This is a genomic window from Acinetobacter sp. SwsAc6 (assembly GCF_013391565.1).
Taxonomy (GTDB): domain Bacteria; phylum Pseudomonadota; class Gammaproteobacteria; order Pseudomonadales; family Moraxellaceae; genus Acinetobacter; species Acinetobacter cumulans.
Genome location: NZ_JACAXE010000034.1, coordinates 1 through 17,456, shown reverse-complemented (window position 1 = coordinate 17,456; position 17,456 = coordinate 1). Strand labels below are relative to the sequence as shown.

Sequence of the window (17,456 nt, the reverse complement as noted above, 5' to 3'; positions counted from 1 at the left end):
TTATGGCAACGCCACTGTTTGAAAAAGTTGCATTTATTGGCCTTGGGCTAATTGGCTCAAGTCTAGCTCGAGTGATCATTGCTGAAAAATTAGCAACGGAAATCGTCGCTTCGACGCGATCGCAAAAAACTTTAGATGATGCGAAAGCGCTGGGTCTGATTCAGGCGGGTTATACCAATCCGATTGATGCTGTAAAAGGCGCAGATTTAGTGGTCTTGGCATTACCTGTACGTGCGACACAAAAGGTATTAGAAACTATTCAACCGTATTTAAGCGCAAATGTCATTATTACGGATGTAGGTAGTACCAAAGGCAATGTGGTAGAGGCAGCAAAAGCAGTTTATGGTGAGAAATTACCTGCTGGTTTTGTACCTGGCCATCCAATTGCTGGAGCAGAGCATACAGGGGTACACGCAGGTAAAGTCGATTTATTTGCTAACCATAAGGTTATTTTGACACCTTTGCCAAGTAGCGCAGATTGGGCAGTAGATAAACTCATTCAACTGTGGCAAGCAGCCAAAGCTGAGGTCATTTGTATGGATGTGGACAAGCATGATGAGGTGCTTGCTCACACCAGTCATTTACCGCATCTTATGGCATTCAATTTGGTTGAGCAATTGGCCAACCGTGAAGACAATTTAGATATTTTCCGTTATGCAGCAGGTGGCTTCCGTGACTTCTCACGCATTGCTGCCAGCGATCCACAAATGTGGCATGACATCTTTTTTGCCAATAAAAAGGCAATTTTAAATGCAGTCGATGGCTTTGAACAGCAGCTAACGACTTTGCGCAAGTTGATTGAAGATGAAAACTCGCAAGCATTGATGGGATTGCTCGGACATGCGCAAGCAGCACGACAGCACTTTAATCACATGCTGGCTAAAAAACCCTTGATGGAGAAAAACAAAGTGACGACACAGCAATTTACAATTTTACCGGGCCAAAAGAATTTCCAAGGTAAATTTACAGTGCCAGGGGATAAATCTGTGTCACACCGCTCAATCATGTTTGGTGCGATTGCTGAAGGCACCACACATGTGACTGGTTTTCTCGAAGGTGAAGATGCACTTGCAACTTTACAAGCATTCCGTGACATGGGAGTGAGTATTGAAGGCCCAAAAAATGGTGAAGTTACGATTCATGGTGTGGGCATACATGGTTTAAAAGCACCTGCAAGTGCATTGTATATGGGCAACTCTGGTACATCGATGCGTTTGCTCTCAGGCATGTTATCTGCGCAAGCATTTGATTCGGTGATGACAGGTGATGCGTCATTGTCTAAACGACCAATGGAGCGTATTGCGAAGCCTTTACGTGAAATGGGCGCGCAAATTCAAACGACGGGTGAGCGTGGTACGCCACCAGTGTCTATCTCTGGTAGCCAAGCTTTAAAAGGCATTCAATACGATTTGCCTATGGCTTCAGCCCAAGTAAAATCAGGTATTTTGCTTGCGGGACTTTGGGCTGAGGGTGAGACTTCGGTAACTGAACCTGAGCCAACACGTGACCATACCGAGCGTATGCTTCGTGCATTTGGTTATGATGTAAAAACAGAAGGTAACCGTATTTCGCTACAAGGCGGTGGTAAGCTTGTGGGTACCAATATTCAAGTGCCTTCAGATATATCTTCAGCAGCTTTCTTTATGGTGGGTGCTGCCATTACAGAAGGTGCGGATGTTACGCTTGAAGCGGTTGGGATTAACCCAACACGTACTGGCGTGATTGAAATATTAAAGCAAATGGGTGCGGATATTTCAGTTGAAAATGAACGAATTGCAGGTGGTGAGCCGATTGCTGATATTCGTATTCAAGGTACGCGTACACTCAAAGGTATTCACATGCCTGAAGATCAAGTGCCGTTGGCGATTGATGAATTCCCAGCTTTATTTATTGCGGCTGCTTGTGCAGAAGGTCAAACAGTTTTAACTGGTGCTGCTGAGCTTCGCGTAAAAGAGTCTGACCGTATTCAAGTGATGGCAGATGGTTTGAAGATCATGGGTATTGATTGTACGCCGACTGATGATGGTATCATTATTGAAGGTAAGGGTAAGTCAGGTGAGTGGGGCTCAATTTTCACAGGTGGTGAAATTGAATCACATCACGATCACCGTATTGCAATGAGTTTTTCAATTGCGGGCTTACGAACTTCGGGCGCAATTAAAATTGTAGGTACTGAAACAGTTGCAACCAGTTTCCCTACATTTACACAATTAACAGCGAAAGCGGGCTTAGCAATTGAAGTAACAGAATAAAAATTGTTAAAACTGATTATTTTTTAGACAACAGCCAAGCAAAAGCTTGGCTGTTTTGCATTTATTGCTTATTCTAAAACCATACAACAAAAATGCCTTTAGGGTTTGATCATGAAAAAATTACAATTTGCAGCCAACTGTGAGCAACATCAAGCAAAGGAAGCAGATTCAACTGTGGCGCAAAAGCACGTCGCGGATCTTTTGGCAAGCAAGCTGGGGCAATATGGCTTTGAAGTATTGCCTCAAGGCGCTGACCGTGTTGCGGTCAGTGTAGATAATCATGAGCTACCACTTTCTGTAACCTGCCAAGGGCATAATGCTGAAGGTCATTTAGTCTGTGAAATTACGTCTTATCCTGATGAGGATCAAGATTGGTTGGAGCGCATTACTGAGCAAAGTTTGCTTAATCAATTGGCACAAGCTGTTGAAAGCTCATTGAAAGAAGATGATGCATTCAGTCAATTTAGCTGGAAAGGCTAAATTTTGATTTTGGGGTTCTTCGCGTCAGTATATGTCGCTTCATGCTATGCTGACCGAAATCTAAGTTATATGATGATACTCAAGAGAAAACGAATAAAGAAAAGTGGACTTTAGAAAGTTCATGAACGGAATGTTTGGGTACTTTAAGATGTGTGAAATTCCGTCCAATCCATGTCTGGAGGAAGTCGATGTTTGATTTAAAACGTATCACTGAGCAATTTGAATGGAATCCTGGTTCAGCTTATGGTCGATGGAGTCGGGCCATAAAAGAAAATGACCGTCCCTATATTTGGCTCAGCTGTAGACCAAGTAGCGAAGGGCGCGAACTTTATTGTATTAATCAAAGTGGTTCACCAATTGAGCGTATTGATGTGCTCCACAATACACATGCATTGGTTGATGGTGAGTATTTTAATAAAGCCAATGCTGCGCTGAGTTATACTGAAATCGCACATGATGAAGCCGTTAAAATTGCTCACTATGATGAATATTATGATTTAGATGTATTGCTGGGTGTTACTTTAGCAGTCAGTAGTACAGAGCTTGGGCATTTGGTATTAAAGTCGAAAGAGATTTTAGGTGGTCCTAAGCTTGATGATGTATTGCTTTGGAAAAATCAGTGTGATTCATCAAAGATAAAATAAAAAAGCCAGTTTGAGACTGGCTTTTTTATTTTTAAACGGCTTATTTATATTAGTTAATGAGGAAGCGTGTCATCGCAATACGCAATTGCTTTAAGTAACCTGTGAAGAAGTGGTTTGCACCAGGCAACACAGTGATTAAATGACGTTGTGGTTTCGCCCATTGAATCATATCTGACAATAAAGTGACATCATCTGCTTCGCCATGAATGAAGAGAATATCGCCTTTAATGTGTGGCGTCACATATGGACGTACACCAGCAACAGTTGCTGTAGGTAAACCACATAAGATGGTTTGTACAGGCTGAAGCTCAGTGGCAAGCATGGCATAACATTTTGCCATGACATGTGCACCAAAGCTAAAACCGCCTGCAAAGAAAGGCAAGTCTGCATGTTGGCTACGTGCATAGGCAATGACATCTAAGGTGTCTTTCGTTTCGCCATTACCTTCATCGTGAACGCCCGCACTTTGGCCAGAACCACGAAAGCTAGGACGATACACAACACAACCGCGCTCTAAAAACATTTGAGCAAGTAAAGTTGGGACTTTATGCTGTGGTGTTCCACCTTGTAGGGGATGGGGGTGAGTAACTACCGCGAATCCTTTCACTTCACCCTGTGGATAATCTACAAAAACTTCAATTTGGCCAGCTTGGCCTTGAAGGAAAATTTGTTCAGACATAACAAATAGATTAAATAGCAGGAGAATGCAGTATTCTACCGATAATGCTCAGTAAAAACACAGATTGGAAATAAAATAAGTCTACTGTTATAGTTTGATTACTTAAATTTTAATCAAGTTATCTATGCTCGCTTTAATTTCCCCAGCTAAAACTTTAGATTATGAAACTGCATTACCTACAGATCAGCACACATTACCAAGATTGCTAGAACATTCACAAGCGCTTATCGACGTAAGTCGTAGGCTGTCAGCATCTGAAATAGCCAGTTTGATGGGTGTGAGTGAAAAAATTGCAAATTTAAATGTAGAACGCTTTAGGGATTGGCAGTCAGATTTTAATTTTTCAAATGCTCGTCAAGCGCTATTTGCATTTAAAGGTGATGTATATACAGGATTAGATGCATATCATTTAGATGATGCACAAATTAACTATGCACAGAAGCATTTGCGCATGCTATCAGGTTTGTATGGCTTATTGCGTCCTTTGGATCTAATGATGCCGTACCGTTTGGAAATGGGAACTAAGCTACAAAACTCACGTGGACATAATCTATATGAGTTCTGGGGTGATATTATTACCCAGCTCATTAACCAAGACTTGTCTGAGGCTGGGAGTGAATTGCTAGTGAATTTGGCGTCAGACGAATACTATAAGTCGGTGAAAGAAAGCAAAATCCAAGCACAAATTGTACGCCCAGTGTTTTTGGATCAAAAAAATGGCAAATATAAAATTATTAGCTTTTATGCTAAAAAAGCACGTGGCCTGATGGCACGCTATTTAATTGAAAATAAAATTGAGAAAATTGAAGATATTCGTTCATTTAATTGTGATGGTTATTATTTTGATGCAACCAATTCGACATCAAGTGAATTAGTATTCAAAAGAGATGAACAAGTCGCTTAATTCAGTTTAAATAAACGAGATGAAAGCAGATCATTTGCATGGGTCTGCTTTTTTTTTGTAGAACTAAATATGTCATTCGTCGCTCTTGTATATGGATACTATGTCATATTCCTTATGCTAAAAACTTGAAAAATAAAGATCTTGCTAGAAATTGAAGTTACGTAAAATTACAAAAAAATGTATATTAATTCAAATAAATAAAATAATGTCTATTAAGTCACATTTTTGTATTTCATTTTGTTATTATTAGCAAAAGTTAGCAAAACAATAATTTTTAGTTATGAAGACATTTGTGATTTTAATTTTCTTGAGCCTTGTTGGTGGGCTATGCATGCTGGTATATAACGATGCAGAAGCCAAGCGACAGCAAAATGTAGATCAGCTGGTTGGAGAAGAGCATCTGCAAAATTCAGAAAATTTTTCATCAAGCGTTAAATAAGGCTAAAAAACAAACTTTAAAATCGTGTGCTGACTTTTGAGTTCAAATTTATTTTTATAATTTTTTTCTTAATTTTTTATAAGACTTCAATAAAACCAATATGTTATATATATTAAAAAACGATTAAACTTAAAATTTAGAAACATTAAAAAATCCCTGTGTTATAATTCTGTTCGCATAGGGTTAGATCATATTCATAGTTAAATAAACCTATGATTTAATTCAGGTAAATAGAGCTGCATAACTGTTATGCAGCTTTTTTGTTTACGATTGATAATGATTGAGCTTGTTAAGCTTAACTTATTGATTGTTTGTGCATATTTTGTTCTGAATGAACAGTGCTGGAATTGTAGTGCTTCGACATACACAAATTTAAGCATATGCAGTGCTGTGCTGTGTTTAACTTTGTGGAATGCTTAAGGCATAAAGTTTACTTAATAGGGGCTAGGTCATGACGACTCCTAATCCGTCTTCCGAAAGTGTGCTAGAACGTATGTTCAAGCTGAGTGAAAATAAAACCAGCTTTCGTACAGAAGTGCTGGCAGGTATAACAACGTTTTTAACGATGTGTTATATCATTATTGTCAACCCAATGATCTTGTCTGAAACAGGCATGGATCATGGGGCTGTCTTCGTTGCAACGTGTTTAGCCGCAGCAATTGGTTGTTTGGTAATGGGGATCATTGCAAATTATCCTATTGCTCTTGCACCAGGTATGGGCTTAAACGCTTTCTTCACATACTCAGTATGTTTGGGCATGGGCGTGCCGTGGCAAACGGCTTTGGGTGCAGTATTTATTTCAGGCTTTGTCTTTATTGCGATTAGCTTGTTTAAAATTCGTGAAGCGATTGTCAATGCCATTCCAATGTCATTGAAGCTGGCAATCGGTGGTGGTATTGGTTTGTTCTTGGCACTTGTTGCACTCAAAAATGCAGGCATTATTGTTGATAATCCAGCAACTTTGGTGGGATTGGGTGATCTGAAGCAGCCGTCTGTATTGCTTGCTTTGCTTGGCTTTTTAATGGTGGTTATTTTACATCACTTTAAAGTTCGTGGCGCAATCATTATTAGTATTCTTGCCATTACCGCTATCGCAACTTTACTTGGCTATAATGAATTCCAAGGTGTGGTGGGTGCTATTCCATCAATTGCTCCAACATTCATGCAAATGAGCTTTGAAGGCTTATTCACGGCAAGTTTAATCGGGGTAATTTTTGTATTTTTCTTGGTTGATTTATTTGACTCTACAGGAACTTTAGTCGGTGTTTCACACCGTGCAGGTTTACTGAAAGATGGTAAGTTACCACGTTTAAAAAAAGCGCTTTTTGCTGACTCAACTGCAATTGTTGCAGGTGCTGCATTAGGTACATCTTCTACAACACCATATATCGAATCATCTGCGGGTGTTGCTGCTGGTGGTCGTACTGGTTTAACAGCTGTAGTTGTAGGTTTGCTCTTTATTGCGTGCTTGTTCTTAGCACCACTTGCACAGTCAGTACCTGGTTTTGCAACAGCGCCGGCATTGTTGTTTGTTGGTGTGCTGATGATTCAAGGTATTACGCATATTGACTGGGAAGACATTACTGAAGCTGTTCCAGCTTTCTTGACTATTGTATTTATGCCATTTACGTATTCAATTGCAGATGGTATTGCAATGGGCTTTATTAGCTATGCATTAATCAAATTATGTACAGGCAAAGCATCTACTGTACCGTATATGGTATGGATTATTGCTGTGCTTTGGGTATTAAAATTTGCGTTGTTTGGCGGTTAATTCTCCGAGCACAAATAAGGGTGTAAACTCAGTTTGCACCCTTTTTTATTTTTAAAGAGGAATAAAGTATGAATCGACTTGAGCTCATCCGTGCTTTACCAAAAGCTGAATTACATGTTCATATCGAAGGCACATTTGAGCCTGAACTGATGTTTGCGATTGCCCAGCGCAATCAGATTGAGATTCCCTACAAATCTGTAGAAGAAGTTAAACAAGCGTACAACTTCCATAATTTACAGTCTTTTTTAGATATTTATTATGCTGGTGCAAATGTACTTGTACATGAACAAGATTTTTATGATTTGGCTTGGGCATACTTTGAAAAATGTGCTGAAGACAATGTTGTACACACAGAAATGTTTTTCGATCCGCAAACACATACAGATCGTGGTGTAGCTTTTAAAACGGTTATCGATGGTTTGCAACGTGCATGTGATGATGCGAAAACAAAGCTGGGCATTAGTTCGCACTTAATCATGTGTTTCTTGCGTCATTTGAGCGAAGAAGCTGCATTTACCACACTTGAACAAGCCTTACCTTATAAAGACCAGATTATTGGCGTAGGTTTAGACTCAAGTGAAGTAGGGCATCCACCTGCTAAATTTGAACGTGTATTTGCGAAAGCGCGTGAAAATGGTTTCTTGATTGTGGCACATGCAGGTGAAGAAGGCCCGCCAGAATATGTTTGGGAAGCTTTGGATTTACTTAAAGTAAACCGAATCGACCACGGTGTACGTTCTGAAGAAGATGAAGTGTTAATGCAGCGTTTAATTGCTGAAAAAATGCCGTTAACAGTGTGTCCCTTATCAAATCTAAAGCTTTGTGTTGTGCAAGATATGACGGAGCATAATATTCGTCGTTTGCTACAACAGGGTGTGCATGTCACAGTCAATTCAGATGATCCATCGTACTTCGGTGGTTATATGAATGATAACTTTATTGCTATTGCAGAAGCATTAGACTTAAGCAATGATGAGTTGAAGCAATTGGCTATAAACTCATTTGAAGCATCATTTATAGAAGATGCTGAAAAGCAACAATGGATTTCTAAAATTACATCTTTGGTGTAATTTTAGGTCACAAAAAAGGCAGCTTGGGCTGCCTTTTTATGCTTTTTCTTAATGGTTTTATTCAATTTATAGTTTGAAATGGGTATCAAGTGAAAACAAAATTTAAGTCGATGGTGCTTTTGATGAGCATGTTCTTTAGTGTGACATCTGTACAAGCAGCATCGCAAAGTCTGGCAGTTAAAATGCTAAAGCCAGTGATTGAGCGTCAATGTATAACAGAATTAAAGGACTCTAATGTTTGGAAGGCTTCAACATTTTTAATGACTGATCATAATAAAAAGCAATTTGAAGCAGAGGTATGTCAGTGTGTGGGGGAAAATGCTTTGAATGACGTGACTGTGAATGAAATTACACAGGCTTTGTTGAGTGAGGAGGCGAAAAATCAACTCATTCGTAAGGCAACACTCAATAGCATTAAAAGTTGTGTGATTAAAACTAAAAAATAACAGCACTTTGCCTGTTATTTTTTAGTTATAAACTATAGAGTGCTTGAAACGATTATTTAGTTTCTCGTTTATTTACCTTGTCTTATCATGCTCTTCAGTACATTGTCATTTATCAATGAAGTGGTGTTTGAGTGCAGCTAAAATATGGCCTGCTAATAACAAACCTGCCGCCCACGAAATATAAATATGTAAAGGTTTTACCACAGCTAAAAGTGCGGGATTGTCTTGTACAAGGCGAGGGATTTCAAATAAATACAATACTGGTGCGGGATGGCCTGCACTCCAACTGAATAAACAACCTGTAATTGGTAATGCAAGCAAAACGAAATACAAAGCTAAATGCCCGAAGTGAGCAAGTTTTTTCATACCGTTTGACATGCTATCTGGTAGCGCTGGTGCAGGATGGGTATAACGCCAAAATATACGGACAACGACTAAAAAGATCAGTGTAGTCGCAATATTTTTATGTAAGGTAATGACTTGGCCTTTAAAGCTTCCGTCATTGTCATAACTTAAAAAGTTGCCGCTATAGAAGCCAATAATCCAAGCGACAATGAAAATAATGGCCATGAGCCAATGCAGGACTTGAGCCGTACGTGTGTAATATTCTATGTTTTTATTCATATTGAGTTGCTGGGCAGTTGTGTGTTGAGTCAGTAGAAATGCTAATCGAGTTTGCTGATGCGCTCTATAGTTTAGATAGAACTCAGCGTTGATATACTGCAACGCTGAGTGGGATGACATAAATTGTGCATCTGTATTAAATTTTATAATTAGCAGTTTATTCACTGTGAAAATTTCGGCAAAATAGCGCATCTTTACACCAAAACAAAGGATAAATAGTGAAAAAATTACTAGCTGTACTTGCTCCCCTCGCTTTTGCTTTAACTGCATGTGCGACTGTAGATGGTACAACGGGCGCGGGCTCAACCACAGCAAGCACGGGTAATAGCTTAGCAATGATGGCGGTAAAAGTTGGTGTTTAAGCGAAATGTGTGGCTGAAATTAACAACAACACCTATTGGAAAACAGGCTCTAAATTATTGACCGAGAGCAAGAAGCAAGAGTTGGAAACAGAAGTGTGTTCTTGTGTAGGTGAGAAGGCAACAACAAGCGTGACTGCAACTGATCTTGTGGTTGCAGCAATGGATAAAACATCTCAAGCGACATTGGTGAATAAATTAGTAACAACAACATTAAATGCATGTGTTGTTGAAGTATTGAAAAACTAAGCACAATAAAATTGTGTCAAAAGGCGGTCGAATTCGGCCGCTTTTTATATTTGAGGAAAAAATATGCGTATTGCAGGTGCAGATGAGGCAGGTCGCGGTCCTTTAGTTGGTTCGGTGGTGGCCGCTGCAGTTATTCTAGATCCCAATAACCCAATTGAAGGTTTAAATGACTCTAAAAAGCTGACGGAAAAAAAGCGTGAAAAGCTTTTTGTGGAAATTAAAGAAAAGGCTTTGGCTTGGGCTATAGCTGAAGCTTCAGCAGCTGAAATTGATGAGATTAATATTTTACAGGCTTCGTTGCTTGCAATGCGACGTGCTGTAGAGCAATTAGAGATTCAGCCTGACCATTTGCTGGTAGATGGTAATAAAGTGCCACTGGGCTTAACCATGAGCTGTGATGCGATTGTTGGTGGTGATGCACTGCATGCTGAAATATCGGCAGCCAGTATTTTAGCGAAAGTAACACGTGATCATGACATGGTGGCTTTAGATGCTAAATACCCTCAGTATGGTTTTGCTAAACATAAAGGTTATCCAACCAAGGCACATTTTGAGGCGATTGCTTTACATGGCGTGATTGATGAGCATCGTCGTAGCTTTGGGCCAGTGCGCAAGGTCATAGAGCAAATGCAAAACCAATAAGTATTATGGTTCGAGGTATTACAATAGATAGATAAATTTAAAGCGGCTCAAGAGCCGCTTTATATTCAAACCAGTTTTAATCTTAGCGATTAAAATTGTTCTGTGAAAAATTATCATCTTCAAAAGAAGGTTGATAATCTTGATCGAGATGCTGTAGGTGTTCGTGCATAGCGCGTTCATGTTGAATTCGTTGGTAAATTTCTTCACGATGAACAGAAACTTCTTTTGGAGCATTTACGCCAATGCGCACCTGATTGCCTTTAACGCCAAGTACAGTCACACTGACTTGGTCCCCAATCATCAATGTTTCTCCGACACGTCGAGTCAGAATCAGCATGTTTATCTCCTTGCAAAACGCTAAACCTGCAATTGATCTAGAATGTAAAAACACAACCTGAAAAAGCAAAGAAAATATATCAGAAGTTGTAACCGTCATTGTTACGAATTTTATTCTGATTCTTTTCTTAATATCCTCACAGTTAATATAACAGAGCCACTATAAGAAAAACTATAGTGGCTCTGATTTTTTGTAATGTTTTTCAAATACTGTCTAACAATGACAATTTTTGACACATTAATTACGCACGAGCGCTTGATTCACCATGTTCACGGTCTAAACCGAAAGCAGTATGGAGAGAACGTACAGCAAGCTCTAGGTAATTTTCTTCGATAATTACAGAGATTTTGATTTCAGAAGTAGAAATCATCAAGATGTTGATGCCTTCGTCAGCTAGGGCAGTAAACATTTTGCTTGCTACGCCAGCATGTGAACGCATGCCAACACCAACGATCGATACTTTTACGATGTCATCACGTGTTGCAACTTCACGAGCGCCAATTGCTTGAGCTGTTTCTTCAAGAATTTTTTTCGCTTTCGCAAGTTCGCCACGGTTAACTGTAAATGTGAAATCAGTTGTACCATCTTCTTCAACATTTTGGATAATCATATCCACTTCAATGTTTGCATCGCCAATTGGCTTCAAGATTTTAGACGCAATACCTGGTTCATCAGGAACACCTAAAATCGTTAATTTAGCTTCGTCACGGTTAAATGCGATACCAGAGATAATTGGTTGTTCCATGTTGTCTTCCAATTCAGTCGTAATAAGTGTACCAACGTTCTTTTTGAACTCTTCATCAAATGCGCCGTCATCGTCATTATCAAAGCTTGATAATACGCGTAGCGGAACTTGATATTTGCCTGCAAATTCTACAGAACGAATTTGTAGAACTTTAGAACCAAGAGATGCCATTTCTAGCATTTCTTCAAATGAAATGCGGTCAACTTTTTTCGCTTTTGGTGCAACACGAGGGTCAGTCGTATACACGCCATCTACATCTGTGTAGATTTGGCATTCGTCTGCTTTAAGTGCTGCGGCAATCGCTACACCTGAAGTGTCTGAGCCACCACGACCAAGTGTTGTTGTGTTGCCATTTGCATCAAAGCCTTGGAAACCAGCAACTACAATTACGCGACCAGCATCTAAATTTGAAGTTAACACATCAGTGTCAATCGATTCGATACGTGCCTTGGTAAAAGCGCTGTCAGTCTTAATGCCGACTTGACGGCCTGTTAGTGATGTTGCTGCAACGCCAATAGAATTGAGCGCCATTGCTAACATAGAAATCGTTACCTGTTCACCTGTAGACACCATTTGGTCTAATTCACGTGGATCAGGGGTTTCGGTAATGGCTTTCGCTAAAGCAAGTAGGCGATTGGTTTCGCCACTCATTGCAGAAACAACCACCACAACTTGGTGACCGTGATCATGCCAACGCTTTACACGACGAGCAACATTTAAAATGCGCTCAGGAGTACCCATTGAGGTACCACCATATTTTTGAACGATTAATGCCATAACTATCCTTACCAAGTATATAAGCCGCAAGGCTTAAAGCACTTTTACATATTTAAAGCCGTCCTTTCGGGGCGGCTTTAATATACCACGCATGTTTAAATAACTGTTTTCACGGTTATTTAAGAGAATGCATTTTTGTCCGCAAGTGGGCAGAGTGCTTTCTCGTGGACTCCATCATTTTTATCACGTTAGAACTTATGCATCATTAAAAAATCCACATGAGTCTGACGTTTGTTTGGTTTTTATACAAAAGTTGATCAAAATTGCTTGATCAACTTTTAATATTTGCTCTTATTTTGCAGCTAACCATGCTACAAGGTCGCTCATTACAGCTTCGAGTTTGTCGCTATAAGGCGCACCACCTTGAGCCATATCTGGTTTACCACCACCTTTACCACCTAGCTCTTGGCCAAGGTGTTTGATGATGTCACCCGCTTTAACAGTTGCTGTAAATTCTTTAGCAACTGAAGCAATTAAGCTCACTTTATCGGCATCAATTGCTGCAATTACAATCACTGCATTATCTAGCTTAGATTTCACGCCGTCATGTAAGTTACGAAGCGATTTCGCATCTACATTTTGAACAGTGGTAATTAAAGTTTGACGACCTGCGATGTCTTGAACTTGACTCAAAAGCTCAGCAGCTTGGAAGCTTGCTAATTTTTGGTTCAATTGTTCAATTTGCTTTTGCAGGCTAGATGCGGTGTGAGACAAAGCTTCAACTTTTTCTAAGGTTTGATCTTTTTGCGCTTTAAGCAAATCGTTAATTGCGTGAATATCACGTTCTGCTTTTTGAGCAACTTGAATTGCTTTAGTGCCTGTAACTGCCTCAATACGACGTACACCTGCTGCTACACCACCTTCAGAAGTGATTTTGAACAAACCGATGTCGCCAGTACGCTTAACGTGGATACCGCCACACAATTCGATTGAGAAGTTTTTCTCTTCAATGATTGAACCCATTGAAAGTACACGAACTTCTTCACCGTATTTTTCACCAAACAACATCATCGCGCCTTTTGCTTTCGCAGATTCGATGTCTAGAAGTTCAGTAGAAACAGCAGTGTTAGCAATCACTTCGGCATTTACAAGACGTTCAATTTCTTGAAGCTGTTCAAATGAAACAGGTTGGTCGTTGGCAAAGTCGAAACGTAAAATGTCAGACGCAACCAATGAGCCTTTTTGTTGTACGTGAGTACCCAAGATTTGACGTAATGCAGCATGTAGAAGGTGAGTTGCAGAGTGGTTACGCGCAGTAGCTGCACGAATGTCTGCTTTTACAGTTGCTTCAACATTTTGAGTAACTTTCAAGTTACCCATCGTCACAATACCTTGGTGTACGAATGCGCCACCAGATTTTTTCGTATCTTGAACTTCGAAAATACCTGTATCGTTTTTGAAGATACCTGTATCACCGATTTGACCGCCACTTTCTGCATAGAAAGGTGTTTGGTTTAATACGATTAAAGCTTCGTCGCCTTCAACCACTTCATCAACTTGCTCACCATCTTTGTAGATTGCGATGATTTGACCTTCACCCGCAGTTGCATCGTAACCGTCGAATTGAGTTTCACCTTCAACTTTAACAACAGCGTTGTAGTCGATTGCAAATTTACCTGCATCACGTGCACGTTGACGTTGCGCAGCCATTTCAACTTCAAAACCAGCTTCGTCAATCGTTAATTCACGTTCACGTGCAATGTCAGCAGTTAAGTCAGTTGGGAAACCATAAGTATCGTAAAGTTTAAATACCACTTCACCAGGAATTACAGAACCTTTTAGTTGTGCCAATTCGCCTTCAAGCAATTTCAAACCTTGCTCTAAAGTTTTCGCGAATTGTTCCTCTTCTTTCAAGAGCTGTGCTTCGATACGCGCTTGCTGTGCAGCAAGTTCAGGGTAAGCAGCACCCATCACTTCAATAAGTGGCTTCAACATTTTGTGGAAGAATGAACCTGTTGCGCCAAGCTTGTTACCATGACGTACTGCACGACGGATAATACGGCGTAGTACATAGCCACGGCCTTCATTAGAAGGGTTTACGCCATCAGCAATTAGGAATGAGCATGAACGTGCATGGTCAGCTACAACTTTTAAAGACGCTGGGTATTCAACAGGTTTACCTTCAGCTTGAGCTTTTGCTTCAAGCTCAGTGGTATCTAAACCAATGATTTCAGCCGCAGCTTTAAGCAAGTGTTGGAATAGGTCGATTTCGTAGTTTGAGTTTACGTGCTGTAAAACTGCAGAAATACGTTCTAAGCCCATACCTGTATCTACAGAAGGTGCAGGAAGAGGGTGGAGTACGCCGTCAGCAGTACGGTTGAACTGCATGAATACGTTGTTCCAAATTTCAATGAAACGGTCGCCATCTTCTTCAGGCGTGCCTGGTAGGCCGCCCCAGATGTGGTCGCCATGGTCAAAGAAGATTTCAGAACATGGACCGCAAGGGCCAGTGTCGCCCATTGCCCAGAAGTTATCTGATGCGTATTGACCGCCTTTGTTGTCACCAATACGGATAATACGAGATGCATCTAGACCAATTTCTTTGTTCCAGATATCAAAAGCTTCATCATCTGTGTGATAAACAGTGGCATAAAGTTTGTCTTTTGGAAGACCTAACCATTTTTCGTTGGTTAAGAAATCCCATGCAAATGTGATCGCATCACGTTTGAAGTAATCGCCGAAAGAGAAGTTACCTAACATTTCAAAGAATGTGTGGTGACGTGCTGTATAACCAACGTTGTCTAAGTCGTTGTGTTTGCCGCCTGCGCGTACACATTTTTGTGAAGAAGTTGCACGAACGTAGTCACGTTTTTCAAGACCAAGGAAGCAGTCTTTAAACTGGTTCATACCTGCGTTTGTGAACAATAATGTTGGGTCGTTGGCAGGTACCAGAGAACTCGACGCGACACGTGTATGCCCTTGCGATTCAAAATAGCTTAAAAAAGCTTCGCGAATTTCAGCTGATGTCATAAAACGAGTACTCACAACCAAGTCTCTCCTAATTTCGATTTGGTAATAGCATATCAAGCAAGTCTTACAAAAATTTAAAGCTGGCTTGAGATGCTGACATAAAATTTAAAAACGCTAAATTATAACGGAAAAAGGTGTGGTGACCAATGATTTTCGGCTATCTCTATGACTTTTTATACAATTCAAAGGGAATCATGCATTTCTCTGAAAATTGTCGAATTTTTGCTTTATTTTTATTTTAGATTGTTTTGTGTTTTCAGCTGGATTTTGCTTCGTTATGGAATGACTTTTCAGTATTGAGTTAATGTTTATTTTGCCAGCTAAATTTGAAGTGATATTTAAAATATTCCAAGCTGTTTTTGAAATCTATTGGATGGAATTCCTTATTTGGTGAGGTTAAATACGTAGTAAATTTAATGTTGATGAATTTTAAGCATTTTTAGGAAATTACCCAGCCGTTTGAATAGATTTGACTTCAAGTTAAGGAGTCTTTTTCATCATTGAGATGTTTGATGTAAAAATAAAAAAATGCCCAATAACTAATAAAAGAATTAATGATAACTATTGTGGGTTGAAATCAATTAACATAGAGGTGCTTTAAGGTAACAGTTTCATATTACAAGGTTTGAGTCATGCAACGAGTGGCAATTAATGGATTTGGTCGAATTGGGCGTAATGTGTTACGTGCTTGGTTTGAAAATCCAAAGCACTTTAATTTTGAAGTTGTAGCCATCAATGATGTTGCAGACATAGAAACCTTGGTGCATTTATTTAAATACGATACAACACATGGTCGCTTTCAGGGGCTAGTGAGTGTTGAACAACACGAATACCATCATTATTTAAATATTCAGTCTGCGACGCAAACTTTGCGCGTGGAAGTACTCAATCAAGCTCATCCTTATGATTTGCCATGGCAAAATTTAGATATTGATGTGGTGCTTGAGTGCACAGGTTTATTTCGCTCACGTGAAGCGGCTACACAACATATTACTGCTGGGGCAAAGCGTGTCATTATTGGTGCGGCACCGTTTGATACCGTAGATGCGGCCATTGTATATGGTGTGAATCACCAAGATGTAAAAGATACCGATCAGATTATTTCCAGTGTGTCTTGTACCACCCAAGCATTGGTGCCTTTGGTTAAAATCATTGATGATGCGTTTGGTATAGATACTGCGATGATGACTGAAATTCACGCAGTCACAGCGGATCAATCAGTTTTGGATCATGCACATCGTGATTTACGTCGTGCTCGTGCATCAGGTCAAAATATTATTCCCACTACATCATCTGCATTAGGCGCTTTAAAGCAGGTGTTGCCTAAAATGGCCGATCGAATTAATGGATATTCAATTCGTGTACCCACTATTAATGTGGCAGCCATAGATCTTACGTTTATTTCGCAAACAGAAATTAATGTAGCACAGGTGAATCAGGTTTTAACGGAAGCTGCGCATAGCCGTTATGCTGAAATTATGCAGGTAACCGATGAGCCATTGGTGTCGAGTGATTTTAATCACTCTCCATACTCTTTAATTGTGGATTTAACCCAAACTATGGTGGTGGGTAAGCAAGCAAAAGTCTTTGCGTGGTACGACAATGAATGGGGTTATGCGAACCGCTTATTAGATTTATGTGAGTCTTTTACCGTCTAATGCTTTTAAAACAGCTCAGGATTATACGGTACTAACCATAAGATTACTTTTGAACATCATTTGTGCAGCGGTTTTTGTTATTTCTAAGCCTTATTTCTTGTGCTTGTTTGATCGATTTTTTAAAAGCTGTGCGTGCTGGTTGATGGGTGAGCATATTGGCTAAAGCCGATATTTAATTTTGCTGGCTTCAACATCATTTACTTTCGAATGTGTTTTAAAGGCATTCAAATAATTAAAAAGATGAAATGACGTGAAAAGTAGATGTATTTTATAGAATTAAGCATTCATTGGTAATCCCCCCTAAAAATAATAGGATCTAAAAGTAGAATTTTCTCTTAAGATACGAGCAGGAGATTCTGCATGAAAACATCTAAATTTACTGATAGTCAGATCATGTCCATCTTGAA

The 17,456-nt window shown here is 39.7% G+C and carries 15 protein-coding genes and 1 pseudogene; 11 read left to right on the top strand and 5 right to left on the bottom strand.

What is annotated here, in order from left to right; all coding sequences use genetic code 11:
• The first annotated feature begins 2 nt into the window (after window positions 1–2).
• From HYG93_RS16690 to HYG93_RS16680, 3 genes are all read left to right on the top strand, one after another.
• Window positions 3–2,252 carry a bifunctional prephenate dehydrogenase/3-phosphoshikimate 1-carboxyvinyltransferase gene (locus HYG93_RS16690; protein ID WP_106986479.1) on the top strand — a complete coding sequence of 750 codons (2,250 nt, stop codon included), beginning with the start codon at window positions 3–5 and terminating at the stop codon, window positions 2,250–2,252.
• Between the two features lie 111 nt (window positions 2,253–2,363).
• Window positions 2,364–2,732, top strand: a complete 369-nt coding sequence (locus HYG93_RS16685) for a hypothetical protein (RefSeq protein ID WP_106986480.1) — start codon at window positions 2,364–2,366, stop codon at window positions 2,730–2,732.
• 188 nt (window positions 2,733–2,920) lie between these two features.
• Complete coding sequence (locus HYG93_RS16680) at window positions 2,921–3,376, top strand: hypothetical protein (protein ID WP_106986481.1); 456 nt, start codon at window positions 2,921–2,923, stop codon at window positions 3,374–3,376.
• 49 nt (window positions 3,377–3,425) lie between these two features.
• Here the strand turns inward: HYG93_RS16680 and HYG93_RS16675 are convergent, their stop codons facing one another.
• A complete protein-coding gene (locus HYG93_RS16675; protein ID WP_106986482.1) occupies window positions 3,426–4,055 on the bottom strand; it encodes an alpha/beta hydrolase in 630 nt (209 codons plus the stop codon).
• Window positions 4,056–4,179: 124 nt separating this feature from the next.
• Here HYG93_RS16675 and yaaA point away from each other — a divergent pair, with 124 nt between their 5' ends.
• The 4 genes from yaaA (at window position 4,180) to HYG93_RS16655 (ending at window position 8,688) form a co-directional block, all read left to right on the top strand.
• Window positions 4,180–4,959, top strand: a complete 780-nt coding sequence (yaaA, locus tag HYG93_RS16670) for a peroxide stress protein YaaA (protein ID WP_106986483.1) — start codon at window positions 4,180–4,182, stop codon at window positions 4,957–4,959.
• An 890-nt stretch (window positions 4,960–5,849) separates the two neighbouring features.
• Window positions 5,850–7,172, top strand: a complete 1,323-nt coding sequence (locus tag HYG93_RS16665; RefSeq protein WP_106986484.1) for an NCS2 family permease — start codon at window positions 5,850–5,852, stop codon at window positions 7,170–7,172.
• Between the two features lie 68 nt (window positions 7,173–7,240).
• A complete protein-coding gene (locus HYG93_RS16660; protein WP_117007751.1) occupies window positions 7,241–8,242 on the top strand; it encodes an adenosine deaminase in 1,002 nt (333 codons plus the stop codon).
• An 89-nt stretch (window positions 8,243–8,331) separates the two neighbouring features.
• Window positions 8,332–8,688: a hypothetical protein gene (locus HYG93_RS16655; protein ID WP_130125662.1), complete on the top strand. Its 357-nt coding sequence runs from the start codon at window positions 8,332–8,334 to the stop codon at window positions 8,686–8,688.
• 68 nt (window positions 8,689–8,756) lie between these two features.
• Here HYG93_RS16655 and HYG93_RS16650 read toward each other — a convergent pair.
• Window positions 8,757–9,312 (bottom strand): annotated as a pseudogene (locus tag HYG93_RS16650) (cytochrome b).
• A gap of 218 nt (window positions 9,313–9,530) precedes the next feature.
• Between HYG93_RS16650 and HYG93_RS19610 the strand changes: the two are divergent.
• From HYG93_RS19610 to rnhB, 3 genes are all read left to right on the top strand, one after another.
• On the top strand, window positions 9,531–9,674 hold the full coding sequence (locus tag HYG93_RS19610; RefSeq protein WP_306172557.1) for a hypothetical protein: 144 nt from the start codon (window positions 9,531–9,533) through the stop codon (window positions 9,672–9,674).
• Between the two features lie 9 nt (window positions 9,675–9,683).
• A complete protein-coding gene (locus tag HYG93_RS19605; RefSeq protein WP_306172556.1) occupies window positions 9,684–9,920 on the top strand; it encodes a hypothetical protein in 237 nt (78 codons plus the stop codon).
• Between the two features lie 63 nt (window positions 9,921–9,983).
• Window positions 9,984–10,562: a ribonuclease HII gene (gene rnhB / locus HYG93_RS16640; protein ID WP_106986352.1), complete on the top strand. Its 579-nt coding sequence runs from the start codon at window positions 9,984–9,986 to the stop codon at window positions 10,560–10,562.
• A gap of 82 nt (window positions 10,563–10,644) precedes the next feature.
• On the opposite strand, the gene csrA is transcribed toward rnhB, so the two are convergent.
• The 3 genes from csrA to alaS form a co-directional block, all read right to left on the bottom strand.
• Entirely contained in the window at window positions 10,645–10,899 is a 255-nt protein-coding gene (csrA, locus tag HYG93_RS16635) for a carbon storage regulator CsrA (protein ID WP_004989721.1), read from the bottom strand.
• A gap of 241 nt (window positions 10,900–11,140) precedes the next feature.
• Window positions 11,141–12,421: an aspartate kinase gene (locus HYG93_RS16630; RefSeq protein ID WP_106986353.1), complete on the bottom strand. Its 1,281-nt coding sequence runs from the start codon at window positions 12,419–12,421 to the stop codon at window positions 11,141–11,143.
• Between the two features lie 291 nt (window positions 12,422–12,712).
• A complete protein-coding gene (gene alaS, locus HYG93_RS16625; protein ID WP_171406356.1) occupies window positions 12,713–15,406 on the bottom strand; it encodes an alanine--tRNA ligase in 2,694 nt (897 codons plus the stop codon).
• A 617-nt stretch (window positions 15,407–16,023) separates the two neighbouring features.
• On the opposite strand from alaS, the gene gap reads away from it, so the two are divergent.
• Window positions 16,024–17,049, top strand: coding sequence for a type I glyceraldehyde-3-phosphate dehydrogenase (gap, locus tag HYG93_RS16620; protein WP_106986355.1), 1,026 nt, complete (start codon window positions 16,024–16,026; stop codon window positions 17,047–17,049).
• The last annotated feature ends 407 nt before the right edge of the window (window positions 17,050–17,456 follow it).